Annotated in this window: 17 protein-coding genes; 9 read left to right on the forward strand and 8 right to left on the reverse strand. The window is 73.5% G+C overall.

Going from position 1 to position 14985, the window contains the following annotated elements:
* Window positions 1–24: 24 nt before the first annotated feature.
* The 3 genes from AB0C84_RS01445 to AB0C84_RS01455 are packed head-to-tail and all read right to left on the reverse strand — an operon-like array spanning window position 25 to window position 2708.
* Window positions 25–909 carry an inositol monophosphatase gene (locus AB0C84_RS01445; RefSeq protein ID WP_361060048.1) on the reverse strand — a complete coding sequence of 295 codons (885 nt, stop codon included), beginning with the start codon at window positions 907–909 and terminating at the stop codon, window positions 25–27.
* 30 nt (window positions 910–939) lie between these two features.
* Window positions 940–1647 (reverse strand): hypothetical protein, encoded by a 708-nt coding sequence (locus AB0C84_RS01450; protein WP_361060051.1) that lies wholly within the window; start codon window positions 1645–1647, stop codon window positions 940–942.
* Between the two features lie 47 nt (window positions 1648–1694).
* Window positions 1695–2708: a hypothetical protein gene (locus tag AB0C84_RS01455; RefSeq protein WP_179842705.1), complete on the reverse strand. Its 1014-nt coding sequence runs from the start codon at window positions 2706–2708 to the stop codon at window positions 1695–1697.
* 183 nt (window positions 2709–2891) lie between these two features.
* On the opposite strand from AB0C84_RS01455, the gene AB0C84_RS01460 reads away from it, so the two are divergent.
* Together AB0C84_RS01460 and uvrB are read left to right on the forward strand one after the other, a co-directional pair.
* A complete protein-coding gene (locus AB0C84_RS01460; RefSeq protein WP_361060055.1) occupies window positions 2892–4043 on the forward strand; it encodes a histidine kinase in 1152 nt (383 codons plus the stop codon).
* Between the two features lie 93 nt (window positions 4044–4136).
* Window positions 4137–6254 (forward strand): excinuclease ABC subunit UvrB, encoded by a 2118-nt coding sequence (uvrB, locus tag AB0C84_RS01465; protein WP_361060058.1) that lies wholly within the window; start codon window positions 4137–4139, stop codon window positions 6252–6254.
* Window positions 6255–6332: 78 nt separating this feature from the next.
* On the opposite strand, the gene AB0C84_RS01470 is transcribed toward uvrB, so the two are convergent.
* The 3 genes from AB0C84_RS01470 to AB0C84_RS01480 form a co-directional block, all read right to left on the reverse strand.
* Window positions 6333–6959 (reverse strand): GNAT family N-acetyltransferase, encoded by a 627-nt coding sequence (locus AB0C84_RS01470; protein ID WP_361060060.1) that lies wholly within the window; start codon window positions 6957–6959, stop codon window positions 6333–6335.
* Complete coding sequence (locus tag AB0C84_RS01475; protein WP_361060062.1) at window positions 6937–7185, reverse strand: hypothetical protein; 249 nt, start codon at window positions 7183–7185, stop codon at window positions 6937–6939. Before AB0C84_RS01475 ends, AB0C84_RS01470 begins: the two co-directional genes overlap by 23 nt.
* A 123-nt stretch (window positions 7186–7308) precedes the next feature.
* Window positions 7309–7869: a hypothetical protein gene (locus AB0C84_RS01480; RefSeq protein WP_361060064.1), complete on the reverse strand. Its 561-nt coding sequence runs from the start codon at window positions 7867–7869 to the stop codon at window positions 7309–7311.
* Window positions 7870–8161: 292 nt separating this feature from the next.
* Between AB0C84_RS01480 and AB0C84_RS01485 the strand changes: the two genes are divergently transcribed.
* From AB0C84_RS01485 to AB0C84_RS01500, 4 genes are all read left to right on the forward strand, one after another.
* The gene (locus tag AB0C84_RS01485; protein ID WP_361060067.1) at window positions 8162–9280 is read left to right on the forward strand and encodes an ADP-ribosylglycohydrolase family protein; all 1119 of its coding nucleotides are present in this window, start codon (window positions 8162–8164) and stop codon (window positions 9278–9280) included.
* A 51-nt stretch (window positions 9281–9331) separates the two neighbouring features.
* Window positions 9332–9838: a GNAT family N-acetyltransferase gene (locus AB0C84_RS01490; protein ID WP_361060069.1), complete on the forward strand. Its 507-nt coding sequence runs from the start codon at window positions 9332–9334 to the stop codon at window positions 9836–9838.
* A gap of 84 nt (window positions 9839–9922) precedes the next feature.
* Window positions 9923–10960 carry an SGNH/GDSL hydrolase family protein gene (locus AB0C84_RS01495; RefSeq protein ID WP_361060071.1) on the forward strand — a complete coding sequence of 346 codons (1038 nt, stop codon included), beginning with the start codon at window positions 9923–9925 and terminating at the stop codon, window positions 10958–10960.
* A 105-nt stretch (window positions 10961–11065) separates the two neighbouring features.
* Complete coding sequence (locus AB0C84_RS01500; RefSeq protein WP_361060073.1) at window positions 11066–12031, forward strand: CapA family protein; 966 nt, start codon at window positions 11066–11068, stop codon at window positions 12029–12031.
* A 5-nt stretch (window positions 12032–12036) separates the two neighbouring features.
* Here the strand turns inward: AB0C84_RS01500 and AB0C84_RS01505 are convergent, their stop codons facing one another.
* Entirely contained in the window at window positions 12037–12624 is a 588-nt protein-coding gene (locus AB0C84_RS01505; RefSeq protein WP_361060075.1) for a TetR family transcriptional regulator, read from the reverse strand.
* A gap of 49 nt (window positions 12625–12673) precedes the next feature.
* Between AB0C84_RS01505 and AB0C84_RS01510 the strand changes: the two genes are divergently transcribed.
* Window positions 12674–13492: a class I SAM-dependent methyltransferase gene (locus AB0C84_RS01510; protein WP_361060077.1), complete on the forward strand. Its 819-nt coding sequence runs from the start codon at window positions 12674–12676 to the stop codon at window positions 13490–13492.
* 25 nt (window positions 13493–13517) lie between these two features.
* Here AB0C84_RS01510 and AB0C84_RS01515 read toward each other — a convergent pair whose 3' ends face one another.
* Window positions 13518–14012, reverse strand: coding sequence for a pyridoxamine 5'-phosphate oxidase family protein (locus AB0C84_RS01515; RefSeq protein ID WP_361060079.1), 495 nt, complete (start codon window positions 14010–14012; stop codon window positions 13518–13520).
* Window positions 14013–14108: 96 nt separating this feature from the next.
* Here AB0C84_RS01515 and AB0C84_RS01520 point away from each other — a divergent pair, with 96 nt between their 5' ends.
* Window positions 14109–14459: a metalloregulator ArsR/SmtB family transcription factor gene (locus tag AB0C84_RS01520; protein ID WP_258939083.1), complete on the forward strand. Its 351-nt coding sequence runs from the start codon at window positions 14109–14111 to the stop codon at window positions 14457–14459.
* On the forward strand, window positions 14456–14983 hold the full coding sequence (locus AB0C84_RS01525) for an N-acetyltransferase family protein (RefSeq protein WP_361060081.1): 528 nt from the start codon (window positions 14456–14458) through the stop codon (window positions 14981–14983). The genes AB0C84_RS01520 and AB0C84_RS01525 overlap by 4 nt, the downstream gene beginning before the upstream one ends.
* Window positions 14984–14985 lie beyond the last annotated feature (2 nt).

A 14985-nucleotide genomic window follows, 5' to 3' on the forward strand; every position in this document is an offset into this window, starting at 1 on the left:
TCCGCTTCCGGCCGCGAAACCGGCTCACCGGGCGAGGGGGGCGCGCCCGTCCCGCGGGTCGATCTTCGCCGTGGTCTCCAGGAGCCGGTCGAGCAGTTCCGGACGCGCCGCGACGAAGCCCAGCTCGGACGGCGGGCGGTCGATGCCCAGCTCGTACGGCGCCCCGTCCAGGCGGCGCAGCTCCGCGCCGGCCTCGGCGGCCACCAGCATCCCGGCGGGCAGGTCCACGATCTCGGGCAGATAGCCGACGATGCCGTCGATGTCGCCCCTCGCCAGCATCGTCCACGCCACCAGCGGCGCCCACAGTTGCAGCATCCGCGCGCAACGCAGCTCCAGGGCCGAGCGCATGGCGAACGCCACCGGATCGCCCGCACCGACCTGGTGGCCCTGCGTCCACGCCAGGAGCGGGTTCCTCTCCCGTCCCGGCCTGGGGCGGTCGGCCAGCGTCAGAGGGCCCCCGTCCGGTCCCATGGCGCCCCGCCCGCGCACCGCCGACCACGTCCGGCCGCTCACCGGGTCGTGCACGACGCCCAGGACCGGCTCGGCGCGCGCGCACAACGCCAGCCCGACCGCGTACACCGGCATGCCGATCGCCACGTTGTTGGTGCCGTCCAGCGGGTCGACGAGCCAGACCATGTCCTCGCCGGGCGCGCCGTCGAGGATCCCGGACTCCTCGGCGATGATCCGGTGCCCCGGATACGCGGCCCGCAGCCGCTTCACGATCAGGTCCTCGGCGGCGGTGTCCAGCTCGGTCACCACGTCCCCGCCCGCGCCCTTCGGACGCACCCCGAGGGGGCCGTCCACGCGGGCGCTCAGCAGCGCGCCCGCCGCCTCCGCCGCCTGAACCGCCACGCGGCGGGCCCTGGAAAGATCGACCGGAAGGGCCGCTGACGGGGGCGTGGGTCTCATCGGGCCTCTCCAGGGGGATCCGGCGTCCGGCTACCGGCGCGGCGAGCAGTGGGCGGCGGCGATCCTGCGGGCGGAGCGACGCAAGGCCCGCAGCGTGTCGGCGTGGTCGGAACGCGAGCGGCGCACCCTGTGGCTGGGAACGTCCAGAGGGCCGAGCGACAGATCGCCCCCGCCCGGCGTCTGCCGGCCCAGGGCGACCGTGGCCGCGTCCAGGCCGTCCTCGATCAGCGTGCTGTGGAAGACACCGGCGGGCAGGGTGTACGACTCCCCGGTCCGGTGCGTGCTGGACCTGGCGGGAGCGCAGTGGACGGCGCGCCCGGTCGCCCTCAGCTCGTCCAGGTCGCCCTGGCTCACGACCTCGAAGACCTGCTGCGTCCCGGTGGCGGACGCCTCACTGACGTCCATCCGCACGTTCCGGACCGTCCCGTACAGGACGAAGCTGAGCAGATCCCAGCTGTGGCAGTGGACCGGCGAGGTGGTGGACGGCGCCGGACGCACCTCCGGCGTCCAGATGTGCAGGCACACCCCGAGGTCACCGCTGCGCTCCAGGGGAAGGCACAGGAAGCCCAGCGGGTGCCGCACCGCCGGAACGCGGGAGCGGCCCCCCGCGGCGTCGTCCAGGACCCCGCCCAGGATCCGCCCGACCCGCTCCGGCAGCGTCCGGGCCGCGGTACCGGCGTGGATCTCCTCGCGGATCTCCTCGTACCTCACTCCGGCGGCCTCACCCTTCACCGTCACCGTCGCCCCCCGGACCGTCTCCCGCGCCCCGCACCGTCATCCGCGCGTCACTCGTAGGGGTCCTTGGCCCGCAGGGCCTTACGTATGATCTCGATGACGTCGCGGTCGGTATAGCCCTGCGCGAGGTCGATTCCGATGACCTCGAAGAGCTTGCGCACTTCCTCCACGGTCGGCTCGTCGTCGAGGGGCGCCAGCCTGGCCTGCTCGACCGGGACGCGCCGCGCCTGGTCGAGGCTCGTCTGCAGCTCCGCGCTCACCCAGCTGTAGTAGAACTTGGCGCTGTCGACGACCAGGGCCTCGCCGCGCGGATCGTCGCGGGTGACCACCACGCCCGAGGAGGCGAGGTCGTAGCGCAGCGTCGTCATCGTCTGCGCGAGGCCGATGTCGATGTCGAGCATCGCGAACCGCTGCTTGTGCCAGCACGCCGCCAGGATCGTGGCGTACGCCTCCTTGCGGGTGCGTTCCAGCGTCCACGGCTCGCCCGTGGCGTCCGGCCCGTCCGACACCGAGCGGCGGTGACGCGCATACGCCTCGCACACCTCCACGTTGGTGGGGTCGAGGATCTCCATGCGGAACAGCAGCGTCCGCCGCTCCCGCCGCGCGGCCGCCACGCACTCGGGCAGCGTGCGCGCGCGGATGTAGGTGCCCGTCCCGCCCTTGAAGAACCACCGGTCGGTGGCGCGGCGGGCCTCCGCCAGGACCTGCGCGACCTGCGCCCCGCTGATGACCCGCACGACCGTGGTCTCGTCCAGGGCGCGCTTGGTGTCGGACAGGACGCCCTCGAACGCCTCGATGTGGGTCAGCTTGGCGTCGAGCTCACCGAGCGTGGCCGCCGAGGCGCGCAGCGTGTCGCGCACCTCCGCCTCGACCGGGACGCGCCGCCCGCGGTCGCGCAGCACCGACGTCGCCAGCAGGCCGATCACCGCGAGGATCCCGCTGTTGGTGATCTCGGTCTCGTTCGGCAGGTTCACCCCGAGCCCGAGCACCGCCACGACGACCGCCAGCACCAGCGCGATCACGGCGTCGGCGTTCTTCCCGAACCAGTTGGCGAATCGGGCCATTGTGCGGTTTCCCCGTCCTAGTCGGCGCCGGGGCGCTCGGGGCGCCGAGGGGCGGCCCCCTCGAACGGCCCGACCGGCGCGGTCATCGTAACCACAGCGTCCATTCGCTGGAAAAGCCCTGCAGGTAAGGGCTGTGCTCACATGTGCGACAGGCGCCCTTTAAGTCGCTATAGGCTCATCGCCATGCGCGTACGGGGATGGTGGTCGGGGGCATGGCCCACCCGGCGTTCCCGTGCCTTCGACGTCGCGATCGCCCTGACATTCGCGGTGGGCGACGGCCTCTTCCTGTGGTTCGCCGAACAGAGCTTCTGGCTGCCGCCCCCGGTCGTGTCGGCCTGCAGCGTCGTGCTCGGCCTGGCCCTGATCGTGCGGCGCTCCCACCCGGTGGGGCTGGCGGTGTTCGCGGTGGTGTACGGCACCGTCACGGGCGCCGGGGCGTTCAGCACCCTCATCGTCCTGTACTCGCTCGCCGCCTACACCGCGTCCCGCCGCACGGTGGTGGTCATCGCGCTCGGCGGCTACGTCGCCAACCTGGTCTTCCCTGCCCCCACCGCGGCGACGGAGTCCTTCCTCGCACAGTCGATCTTCGGGATCGCGTTCGTGGGGGTCCCCGTCCTGCTGGGCCTCTACATGGGCGCGCGCAAGCAGCTCCTGGTCTCGCTCCAGGAACGCGCCGCGAGGCTCGAACGCGAGCAGCACCTGCTCGCGGAACGCGCGCGCGGGGAGGAACGCACCCGCATCGCGCGGGAGATGCACGACGTCGTCGCCAACCGCATCAGCGTGATGGTCGTCCACGCGGGCGCGCTGAAGGCGATCGCCGTCCGCGACCCGGAGCGGGCCGCCGAGACCGCCTCGGTCATCGGCGACATGGGGCGGCAGGCGCTGGAGGAGCTCCGCCATGTCGTCGGGGTGCTCAGGCAGGGGGAGGAGGCCCTCCCCCAGCAGGAGGTGACGCTGGCCCACCTCCGCGAGCTGGTCGGCCAGTCCGGCGCCGCGGGCCTGCGCGTGGACCTGACGATCCGCGGCGAGGAGCGCCCCATGCCCGCCGCCGTCGGCCGGACGGTCTACCGGCTCGTGCAGGAGGCCCTCACCAACGTCCACAAGCACGCCGGCGCCGCCGACACCCGCGTGCACCTCGGCCTCCTCCCGGAGGCGGTCGAAGTGGAGATCGCCAACGAGCCGCCCACCGCCGGGCCCCAGCACCGGCTGCCCTCCGGCGGGAACGGCCTGGTCGGGCTGCGCGAGCGCGTCACCGCCCTCGGCGGCAGCTTCGACGCCGGCCCCCGCGGCGGCGGCTACGCCGTCCGGGCCCGGCTCCCGCTGCCCGCCTCCTGATCCCGCGCGACGCCGCCCGCGCGGCCGCGGAATGTCCGAGCCCCTGCATACAGTTGGGAGAGCAGGGAGAACGCCGGATCCAGGGGAGTGTCGATGCGCCCAGTCACGGACCTGCGGCGTCGCGTGGCGCCGTTCGAGGTCGTCACCGAGATGACGCCGTCGGGCGACCAGCCGCAGGCGATCGCCGAGCTCGCCGCCCGCGTCTCGGCGGGTGAGAAGGACGCGGTGCTCCTCGGCGCGACCGGCACCGGCAAGACCGCCACGATCGCGTGGCTGGTGGAGAAGCTCCAGCGGCCCGTCCTCGTCATGCAGCCGAACAAGACCCTCGCCGCCCAGTTCGCCAACGAGCTGCGCGAGATGCTGCCCAACAACGCCGTCGAGTACTTCGTGTCGTACTACGACTACTACCAGCCCGAGGCGTACATCCCGCAGACCGACACCTACATCGAGAAGGACTCCTCGATCAACGACGAGGTCGACCGGCTGCGGCACTCGGCGACCAACTCGCTGCTCACCCGCCGCGACACCGTCGTGGTGGCGTCCGTGTCCTGCATCTACGGCCTCGGCACCCCGCAGGAGTACGTCGACCGGATGGTCCGGCTGCACGTCGGCCAGGAGATCGACCGCGACGACCTGCTCCGGCAGCTCGTCGGCATGCAGTACACCCGCAACGACCTCGCCTTCACCCGCGGCACGTTCCGCGTCCGCGGCGACACCGTCGAGATCATCCCGCAGTACGAGGAGCTCGCCGTCCGGATCGAGATGTTCGGCGACGAGATCGAGAAGCTGGCGACCCTGCACCCGCTCACCGGCGAGCTGATCACCGAGGACGAGGAGCTGTACGTCTTCCCCGCCTCCCACTACGTCGCCGGGCCCGAGCGCATGGAGCGCGCCATCGCCCAGATCGAGGCCGAGCTGGAGGAGGCCCTCGCCGTCATGGAGCGGCAGGGCAAGATGCTGGAGGCGCAGCGCCTGCGCATGCGCACCACCTACGACATCGAGATGATGCGGCAGGTCGGCACCTGCTCCGGCATCGAGAACTACTCCCGGCACATCGACGGCCGCGGCCCCGGCACCGCCCCCAACACCCTCCTGGACTACTTCCCCGAAGACTTCCTCCTCGTCGTCGACGAGTCCCACCAGACGGTCCCGCAGATCGGCGCCATGTACGAGGGCGACGCGTCCCGCAAGCGGATGCTGGTCGAGCACGGGTTCCGGCTGCCGTCCGCCATGGACAACCGCCCGCTGAAGTGGGAGGAGTTCCTCGAACGGATCGGCCAGACCGTCTACCTGTCGGCGACGCCCGGCCCCTACGAGATGAACCGCGTCAAGGGCGACGTCGTCGAGCAGGTCATCCGCCCCACCGGCCTGATCGACCCCGAGATCGTCGTCAAGCCGACCAAGGGCCAGATCGACGACCTCATCCACGAGATCCGCGAGCGCACCGAGCGCGACGAGCGCGTCCTGGTCACCACCCTCACCAAGAAGATGGCCGAGGACCTCACCGACTACCTGCTCGAACTCGGCATCCAGGTCCGCTACCTGCACAGCGAGGTCGACACCCTGCGCCGCATCGAGCTGCTGCGCGAGCTGCGCGCCGGCGACTACGACGTCCTCGTCGGCATCAACCTGCTCCGCGAGGGCCTCGACCTGCCCGAGGTCTCCCTCGTGGCGATCCTGGACGCCGACAAGGAGGGCTTCCTGCGCTCCGAGACGTCCCTCATCCAGACGATCGGCCGCGCGGCCCGCAACGTGTCGGGCCAGGTCCACATGTACGCCGACACCGTCACCCCGTCCATGGAGCGGGCGATCGACGAGACCACCCGGCGCCGCGCCAAGCAGCGCGCCTACAACGAGGAGCACGGCATCGAGCCGCAGGCGCTGCGCAAGCGGATCGCCGACATCCTCGACTCCCTCGCCCGCGAGGACGCCGACACCGAGACCCTGATCGGCGGCGGCGGCCGCCAGCAGAGCCGCGGCAAGGCGCCCGTCCCCGGTCTCGCCTCCCGCACCAGGGAGGCCGGCCGGCACGCCGCCGACCTGGTCGGCGAGCGCCCCCGCGAGGAGCTGGAGGGCCTCATCGAGCAGATGACCGACCAGATGCACCAGGCCGCCACCGACCTGCAGTTCGAACTCGCCGCCCGCCTCCGCGACGAGATCAAGGAACTCAAGCGCGAACTACGCGACATGAAGGAGGCGGGCGTCAAGTAGCCCCGTGGCGGTGGCGCCCCCTGCCCCCTGGACCGCCGGGGCCGCGATGATCGGGAGACGGCCGTTGAGAGCGGCCCTTCAGGGCCGGGCTGGTGGCGTGAAGGCGAGGACGAGGCGGTCTTCGACCGGGCGGTAGCCGAGGCGGTGGTAGACGCCGTTGCTGGTCGGGTTCGCGAGGTCGGTGAACAGCACGACCTCCGCGGCTCCGGAGTCCTGGGCGGCGCGGGTGACGGCGGCGGTCACCGCGGCCCCGTACCCGCGGCGGCGGTGCCCGGCCGGGGTGTACACCGGCGCCACGCGCGCCGTCCCCGCGACCGCCGATGTCCGTCCCGCCAGGGCCACCGGGCGGCCGCCCGCCTCCCACAGCATGATGCCGCCCTCGGTGAGCCTGCCGTCGACCAGCGCCGGGTTCGGGTCCCCGTAGCCGCCTGCGTCCCGGTGGAACGCCGCGTACCAGTCGAGCACCAGTTCCCGGTCCCCGCCGTCCGCGACCCGCGCGGCGCCGTCCGGCGGCGGATCCGGCAGGACGAGCCCCGCCAGCCGGTGGAGCCGCGCGCGGCGCGCGACGCGGGCAGGGCTCCCGGTCCGGCGGGTCCACGCGGCCGCGAAGCCCTCCGCGGCCTCCGGCGTCCCGTTGACGCAGGGGACCTCCGCCTCCCGCTCGGCCAATGCCTCGGCCAGTTCAGGCGCCGCGGGCGCCGGCATCGCGCTGAGCATGACCGGGTACGCCCCCCGTCCACACGCAGGTGCCCGCCACGTCGCCGCCCGCCGTCCACCAGCCGAACAGCGCTTTGGGAAAGAGGCCGGGGCCCTGCGCCCGGATCGCCTTGGTCACGGTCAGCGGCACGGTGTTCGCGACGGGATCGGCGCGCAAGAACGCATCCGCGCGCGCTAGGAACTCTTCGACATCACCGGTCAGTTTCCACGCCATGCCCCAGCATGGCCACTGTCACGTCCCGGACGCAGCCCAATTTCGGTGCGCTGAGGTCGCAGCCGGGTGCGGTGCCGCTGGTCACCGCCGGGGTGGTGTGCCTTCGGTTAGGGTGCTGCATGTTCACGGTGTGGTCAGGGCGGTCGGGGACGGGCGCTGCCTGCGGCGGAGGCAGTAGGCGACGGTCGCGGCGGCGAGGAGCGGGCCCCAGGCGATGAGGGGGCCGTAGGAGACGGCGAAGAGGATGAGCCTCCAGCCTTCGAGCCGCACCGCGGTCCCGTCCGGCGCGGTGAAGTCGTTGAAGCCGGGGAGGGCCGTGAGCGTTCCGATGGTGAGGACGGCGGCGCCCGTGCCCGCCGGGACGGCGGCGGCCAGGACCGGCACCCTGCGCCCGGCGAGGCCGGGGATCCAGCGCGGGACCACCTCGCCCCACCGGGCCACCAGGCCGACGGCGAGGAAGGCCAGCGCCTCGCTGAGGACGCTGAGGAAGATCGTGTAGCCCCACATCGGGACCCAGCCGGGCAGGTCGCCGCGCGCGTCGCCCATGTCCCCCCGCAGCGGGCCGATCGGAGCGCCGAAGCCGAGGGCGATCCGCCACAGGCAGGAGGGCAGGACCACCAGGCTGGCGGCGTAGGCGGAGACGACCGCCCACCGCGGGGCGCCCTCGACGGTGTCTCCGTGCATCCGGCGGATCATCGCCGTCGGGTTCCTCAGCATGTTCGCCCTTTCGGTCGTGCGGCCTGTCTGCACGGCCAGTGAACGGCTTCCGCCCGCTGGGGTACCTCCCTCCCGCGCGTGATCCGGCTCCCCTCCGGGAGGGAGCGGTCACCTGGACCGTGGTGGCTCCCTTGCGCTCAGCGGGTGTCCGAGCGTCGGCGGGGAAGGGCCTGGCGCGGGCTTCCTTCGATGCATGGCGCCGGGCCGCCCGATGATCTTCGCCGGGACGCGCGGCCGGCGGGTCGGTAGCGTGTCGGGCATGGCGGACATGGCGGGCGATCGGATGCTGGGGTGCCTGTTCGGCGGGGCGGTCGGGGAGGCGCTCGGACGTCCCGTGGAGGGGATGTCGATCGCCGAGATCCGCGCGGGCTACGGGCCCGCGGGCGTGACGGGCCTGCCGGGACGGGCGGAGATCGGGGAGGCGACGCAGCTGAGCCTGCTCACCGCGCAGGCGGGCGTCCAGGCGTCCATCCGGGCCCGGGCGAAGGGGATCGGCGGCGCGTACCTCGGGCTGGTGCAGGCGAACTACCTCGCGTGGCTGCGCGCGCAGGGCGAGCGGATGCCCGAGCAGGATCTGCTGGTGAGCGGGCCGGCGCTTCGCGATCCGGCGGTGACGGCCCGGCGCGGCGCCGGCCGCACCACCCTCGCCGCGCTGCGGATGGCGGCGGAGCGCGGCAAGCCGGGGTGGCCCCTAGGCAGGGTGGACGAACCCGTCAATGACTCCAAGGGCTGCGCCGGAACGGTACGGGCCGCGCCCTGCGGCTTCGGGTATCCCGATCCCGGGGCCGTCTTCACCCGGGGGCAGGGGACGGCGGCGCTCACCCACGGCCACCCGTCCGGCCGCCTCCCCGCGGGCACGCTCGCCGTGGCGGTGTCGGCGCTCGTCCACGGCGCCACCCTCGTCGACGCGCTGGGGCACGCCATGGCGCGACTGCGCGAGCACGAAGGGCACGAGGAGACGACGGGGGCGCTGGAGAAGGCGCTGGCGCTGCCGCGCGGCGGTCCGGCGTCCCAGGCGCCCGAGCGGCTGGAGAGCCTCGGCGGCGGATTCACCGGGCCGGAGGCCCTCGCCATCGCCGTGCACGCCGCGCTGGCCGCGGAGGCCGCGGGCGGCCACCCGCTGGAGATCGTCCCGCGCGGGACGCTGCTGGCGGTCAACCACTCCGGCGACAGCGACTCCACCGGCGCCATCTGCGGGAACCTTCTCGGCGCCCGGTACGGCTCCCGGGCGGTCCCCGAGCACTGGCGCGCGGGCGCCGAGGCCGCCGGCGTCATCGCCGTCCTCGCCGAGGGCAGCGCGGTCGAGTTCGGCCCGAGCCCGCCCGCCGACTCCTACGGCGAGCCGCCGATGGACTGGCACTCGCGCTTCTACGCCTGAGGCGCCGTTTAATCGGGGGACGGCGCTCGGGGGAGCGCCTACCATCGCGGCATGGAGCATGAGGTCCGGACGGCGCGGGGCGGTGACCTGGCGGGGCTGGCGGAGATCGAGAACTCGGGCGACGCGATGTTCGGCGAGATCGGGATCGTGTTCCCGCCCGGCCCGACCGTGGCCGAGCAGATGATCGGCAGGGGCGCGGAGATCGTGGTGGCCGGTGACCCGCCGGTCGGGTTCGCCGCCGTCGAGGAGGTCGACGGGGCCGCGCACCTGGAGCAGATCTCGGTGCGCGGCGACCTGGTGGGGCGGGGGATCGGCGTCCTGCTGCTGGACGAGGTCAAGGCGCGGGCCGCCGCGGCAGGGCGGCCCGGGGTCAGCCTGCTGACGTTCCGGGACGTCCCGTGGAACGGCCCCTGGTACGCCCGGCACGGGTTCGCGGAGCTGCCGCGGGAGCGGTGGGGGCCGGGGATCAGGTCCTACTGGGACGCCGAGATCGCGGCCGGCCTGCACGAACTGGGGCCGCGGATCGTCATGTGGGCGCCGCTCCGGCCCTCCAGTTAAAGATCTACAATGTAAAGGCGGGAACCCGGGGCGCTCGGCGGACGTCTGGCCCATGGACGTCCGGCGCGTGGACGAAGGAGAACGATGATCAGCCCGGTCGCATGGGTGCGGGGCCGTCTCGGCGAGCGGGGCGCCGCGCTCGCGCTCCTGGCGCTGCTGCTGGCGCTGGCGGTCGTCCCGCTGGTGGCGATGCCGGCGGCGCGGTGCGAGGTGTTCGGGAGCGGCTGCCGCGCTACGGATCCCGAGCGGCGCGCGGACCCGGTCGCCGCGGCCACCCCGGCGATCACCCCGGTCGAGGTGGCGACGCGGGGCGCCTATGTCGCGCTGGGGGACTCCTACTCGGCGGGCGTCGGGGCGGAGGCGACGGTGGGAGACCAGAACCCGCTCGACCGGTGCCACCGGACGTCCAAGGCGTACTACCACGAGGTCTCGCAGGCGTTCCGCTTCGCGAAGGGCAGCGCGTTCTGGGCGTGCTCGGGCGCGACCACCGACGACGTGCTGGACGGAAGGGGCGGCGAACCCCCGCAGATCGGCCGTGTCGGGCGGGACACCAGCCTGATCACGATCAGCATCGGCGGCAACGACGTCGGGTTCTCGCGGGTGCTCGCCGGCTGCGTGGTCAAGCTGCCGTGGGGGAGGGGCTGCTCCGGGCAGGGCGAGGAGATCGCCCGGCGGATGGCCGGGCTCCGGGAGAGCCTGCCCGCGCTGCTGGCCGAGATCACCGCGCGGGCGCCGGAGGCGCGGGTGATCGTGATGTCCTACCCCAAGGCGTTCTCCGAGGTCAGCGGCGTGGACGGGGACAACATCACCGTGCCGGACCAGCGCTGGCTGAACGCGCGGGCCTACGAACTGGGCGGGGTGATCCGGCAGTCGGTGATGGAGGCGGACGCGCGCAAGGTGGCCGGGCACCGGCACGGCAGCGTGGAGTTCGTGGACGCCTTCAGCGCGTTCGCCGGCCACGAGGTGGGCAGCCGCGACGCGTACATGAACGGGCTCACGCTCAACCTCGCGGCGCTCGAGGCGGAGCCGCGCAGCTACCACCCGACGGTCGCCGGGCAGCAGGCGCTCGCCCGGCTCATCGTCGACCAGATCAAGAAGGGCCCGGGCCGCGCGCTCTCCTGACCGCGCCGCCCGATCTCGCAGAGCCCGATCTCGCAGAGCCCGATCTCGCCGGGCCGGTGAGAGCCGTCCCCGACCAGGGCACGACTGTCCTAGGGGGTTCTGCGCATGGCCATCACGATCGCGCTCGCCGGAGACACGATGCTGGGACGCGGCGTCGCGGAGGAGATCGCCGCGTTCGGCCCGCACGGCCTGTTCTCCGACGGGGTGCGCGAGGTGTTCGGCGAGGCCGATCTCGCCGTGGTGAACCTGGAGTGCTGCGTGTCCGGGCGCGGGCGGCGGTGGGACGCGCCGGGCAAGCCCTTCCACTTCCGTGCGCCGCCGGCCGCGGCCGAGACCCTCGCCGACCTCGGCGTGGACTGCGTGACGCTCGCCAACAACCACGCCCTGGACTACGGACCGGACGCGCTCGCGGACACGCTCGACCTCCTCGGGCGCGCGGGCATCCGGACCGTGGGCGCCGGCGAGGACCTGGAGCGGGCGCGGGAGCCAGCCGTCCTGGAGGCCGGGGGAGCGCGGGTCGCGGTCCTCGGCGTCACGGATCATCCGGCCGACTTCGCGGCGGGGGCGGACCGTCCGGGCGTCGCCTATGCGGATCTGGAGGACGGCGTCCCCGGCTTCCTGCTGGAGGAGGTCCGGCGCCTGCGCGGCGGGCACGACGCCGTCCTGGTCATGCCGCACTGGGGCCCGAACATGATCCCGGTGCCGCTGCCCTACGTGCGGCGCGCGGCGGGGAGGCTGGTGGACGCGGGCGCGACGCTCGTCGCCGGGAGTTCCGCGCACGTCTTCCACCCCGTGGCGTGGCCGGTGATGTTCGACATGGGCGACTTCATCGACGACTACGCGGTCGACGCCCTGCTGCGCAACGATCTCGGCCTGCTGTTCCTGGTGACGCTGGACGACGCGGGGCCGTCCCGGATCGAGGCGGTCCCGATCCGGCTGGACTTCTGCCGCACCCGCCTGGCGGCCGGCGCCGACCGTGCCTGGATCATCGACCGGTTCGCCAAGGCCTGCGCGGCGTTCGACACGCCGGTGACCGTCCGGGACGAGCGCCTCGTCATCGAACGGCTCTAGGGGAGTCAGCGCAGCACGGCCGCGACGACGCCGGTCACCGTCCTGCGCACGGCCTCGTCGTCCGGAGGCGGGGCGGTCCGGTCGGCGAACAGCAGGTGGCCGGCGCCGACCAGGGTGGGGGCGAGCAGGTCGACCTCGGCGTCCGCCGCGATCCGGCCGAGGTCGCGCTCGGCGGAGAGGTAGGAGGCGATCATCTCCACGGCCTCGGTCAGCACCGGCACCCCGGCAGGCCAGGTCCGCCGCAGCCGGGCGCGCAACTCGTCCCGGAAGGTGATGAGGGGGACGATCGCGACGGCGACCGACGCGTAGACGGCTCTCAGGGCCTCGGAGAGGTTGCCGACGACGGTGCCGGTCCCGGCGGCGTCGCGCAGGGCGGCGGTCTCGGCGTCCATCCGGTCCACGCGGTCCAGCACGAACTCGGCGAGGAAGGCGTCGAAGTCGGCGAAGTGCCGGTGCAGGACGCCCTTGGCGCAGCCCGCCTCGGTGGTGACCGCCCGGCTGGTCAGGGCGCTCGGCCCGTCCCGCAGCAGGACGCGCTCGGCGGCGTCGAACAGCTGCTCGCGCACGTCGCGCATGGCGACCCCTGTCGGCACGGCGGTTCCTCCCTTGACGAGTGGGCAAGCGCCCATTCATAGTGGGCGCATGCCCACTATATCGACCGGCCCTCCCCCCGAACCGCACCGCGCCCGCGAGGTGGCGGAGTCCTTCGGCTCGGACGCCGAACGCTACGACCGCGCCCGGCCCCGCTATCCCGACGCTCTCGTGGAGCGGATCGCCGCCGCCAGCCCCGGGCCGGACGTCCTGGACGTCGGCTGCGGCACGGGCATCGAAGCCCGCCAGTTCCAGGCCGCCGGCTGCACGGTGCTCGGCGTCGAGCCCGACGCGCGGATGGCCGGCTTCGCGCGGCGCGGCGGGCTGGAGGTCGAGGAGGCGACGTTCGAGTCCTGGGACCCGGCGGGCCGGGACTTCGACGCCGTGATCGCCGGGACGGCCTGGCACTGGGTGGACCCCGTCGCCGGAGCGGCCAAGGCGGCGCGGGTGCTGCGGCCGGGCGGCCGGCTGGCGGCGTTCTGGCACGTGTTCGAGCTCCCGTCCACGGTCGTGGAGGCCTTCGCCGCCGTCTATCGACGGGTCGTGCCCGACTCGCCGTTCGACATCCGGACGGGCAGGTCGGCCATGGACACCTACCAGCTGATGTTCGCCAAGGCCGCCGACGGGATCCGGAGCGCCGGGGGCTTCGGTGAGCCGGAGCAGTGGCGGTTCGACTGGGAGCACACCTACACCCGCGACGAATGGCTGGACCAGATGCCCACCCACGGCACGCTGACCAGGCTCCCGGACGCCGACCGGGCGCAGGTGCTGGAAGGCGTCGGCGAGGCCATCGACGCCATGGGGGGCGCCTTCACCATGCCTTACGCCACCGTGGCCGTCACCGCGGCGCGCGACACCGGCCAGGGGTGACACGCGGCATGGATCCGCGGCCGGGTCAGGTCTGCGGTACCGGGTTCACGCGGCGGCGGGTGTCGATGCCGGCGGCGTTGCGCGGGTCCCGGCCCGGCAGGTGAACCTCGAATCCGGTCGCGTCCGCGTGGTAGAGGCGCAGCGGTGCGCCGCCGCTGAGCTCGTCCGGCCGGAAGGCCACGGCGTCGGGATCGACCTGGGGGAACGCGTCGGCGCAGCGTCGCGGCAGCTCCTCGTCCGCGACGACGGAGGCCACGGCGTCGATGTACACGGCGCGGCCCTGCCCGATCTCCACGGTCGAGTCGTAGATGACGATGGCGACCTCCGGACGCGCGGCGATGTTGCCCGAGTGCAGCGCGTCCGGGGAGGACACCCAGTAGAACGTGCGGTAGCCGGCGTGCGTGAAGTACACCGGCGACAGGCGGGGCCGGTGATCGGCTTCGCTCGTCCCCAGGGTCATGTACCGGTTTCCGTCGATCACCGTGCGCGCCAACGCGTCCAAGTCCTCTGGCAGGCTCATACGGAGGAGTGTGGCCCAGGGGACTGACATCGCGGGGACGGTCGCGGGGCGCCTGGCCTGGATCTTCGAGCTTTCATCGTCTATCGTCGATTAACGATGGATGCTGAGAAGGGCCCGCTGGACCGGCCCACCGCCGCCGAGTACGCCTCCTGGTTCAGGGCCCTGGCCGACCCCACCCGGATCCAGATCGTCTCGCTGCTGGCCCGCCGGGACCGCCCCATGAGCGTCGGCGAGATCGTGAAGGCGGTGGAGGTCGGCCAGTCGACCGTCTCGGCCCATCTGAGGGTGCTGGCCCGGGTGCGGTTCGTGCTGGCGGAACGGCGGGGCACCGCCTCCTACTATCGCGTCAACGCCGCCTGCGTCGGCTGCTTCCCGTCCGCCGCCGACGTCGTCATGGGCAGGCCCGTCCCCGCCCTGCCCGCCGGATCCCCGGAGGGACGGCCGTGACCGACCCCGAGGCGGGCCCCGGTGTCACCGTCAGGGCCATGCGCGCGGACGACGCCGGACGAGTACTGGCGATCTACCAGGACGGCCTGGACACCGGGCAGGCGAGCTTCGAGACCAGCGCCCCCACCTGGGAGAAGTTCGACGCAGCCAAGCTGGACCGCCACCGGTACGTGGCCGTCGACGCGGCCGAGACCTCGCCGGGCGACGTGCTCGGCTGGATCGCCGCCAGTGCCGTGTCCGACCGCTGCTGCTACAGCGGTGTGGTCGAGCACAGCGTGTACGTCTGCCCTGGAGCCCGGGGGCGTGGCGTCGGGTCCGCGCTGCTGGCCGCCCTGATCGCCTCCACCGAGGCCGACGGCATCTGGACGATCCAGTCCGGCGTCTTCCCCGAGAACGCCTCCAGCCTGCGGCTGCACGCCAGGGCCGGGTTCCGCGCCGTGGGCGTCCGTGAACGCCTCGGCCGCCTCCACGGGCGCTGGCGCGACGTCGTCCTCCTCGAACGCCGCAGCCCCCTCGTCCTGTAGCG

It is taken from the genome of Actinomadura sp. NPDC048955 (genome assembly GCF_040649435.1).
Classification (GTDB): Bacteria; Actinomycetota; Actinomycetes; order Streptosporangiales; family Streptosporangiaceae; genus Spirillospora; species Spirillospora luteofluorescens.

Bases quoted from the DNA above. Each gene is read 5' to 3' on its own strand.
- AB0C84_RS01460 (WP_361060055.1), top strand. From the start codon at position 2,892: ATGCGCGTACGGGGATGGTGGTCGGGGGCATGGCCCACCCGGCGTTCC.
- AB0C84_RS01490 (WP_361060069.1), top strand. From the start codon at position 9,332: ATGGAGCATGAGGTCCGGACGGCGCGGGGCGGTGACCTGGCGGGGCTG.
- AB0C84_RS01480 (WP_361060064.1), bottom strand. From the start codon at position 7,869: ATGCACGGAGACACCGTCGAGGGCGCCCCGCGGTGGGCGGTCGTCTCC.
- AB0C84_RS01520 (WP_258939083.1), top strand. From the start codon at position 14,109: ATGGATGCTGAGAAGGGCCCGCTGGACCGGCCCACCGCCGCCGAGTAC.
- AB0C84_RS01500 (WP_361060073.1), top strand. From the start codon at position 11,066: ATGGCCATCACGATCGCGCTCGCCGGAGACACGATGCTGGGACGCGGC.
- AB0C84_RS01485 (WP_361060067.1), top strand. From the start codon at position 8,162: ATGGCGGACATGGCGGGCGATCGGATGCTGGGGTGCCTGTTCGGCGGG.
- AB0C84_RS01495 (WP_361060071.1), top strand. From the start codon at position 9,923: ATGATCAGCCCGGTCGCATGGGTGCGGGGCCGTCTCGGCGAGCGGGGC.
- uvrB (WP_361060058.1), top strand. From the start codon at position 4,137: ATGCGCCCAGTCACGGACCTGCGGCGTCGCGTGGCGCCGTTCGAGGTC.
- AB0C84_RS01475 (WP_361060062.1), bottom strand. From the start codon at position 7,185: ATGGCGTGGAAACTGACCGGTGATGTCGAAGAGTTCCTAGCGCGCGCG.
- AB0C84_RS01455 (WP_179842705.1), bottom strand. From the start codon at position 2,708: ATGGCCCGATTCGCCAACTGGTTCGGGAAGAACGCCGACGCCGTGATC.
- AB0C84_RS01510 (WP_361060077.1), top strand. From the start codon at position 12,674: ATGCCCACTATATCGACCGGCCCTCCCCCCGAACCGCACCGCGCCCGC.
- AB0C84_RS01445 (WP_361060048.1), bottom strand. From the start codon at position 909: ATGAGACCCACGCCCCCGTCAGCGGCCCTTCCGGTCGATCTTTCCAGG.
- AB0C84_RS01470 (WP_361060060.1), bottom strand. From the start codon at position 6,959: ATGCCGGCGCCCGCGGCGCCTGAACTGGCCGAGGCATTGGCCGAGCGG.
- AB0C84_RS01515 (WP_361060079.1), bottom strand. From the start codon at position 14,012: ATGAGCCTGCCAGAGGACTTGGACGCGTTGGCGCGCACGGTGATCGAC.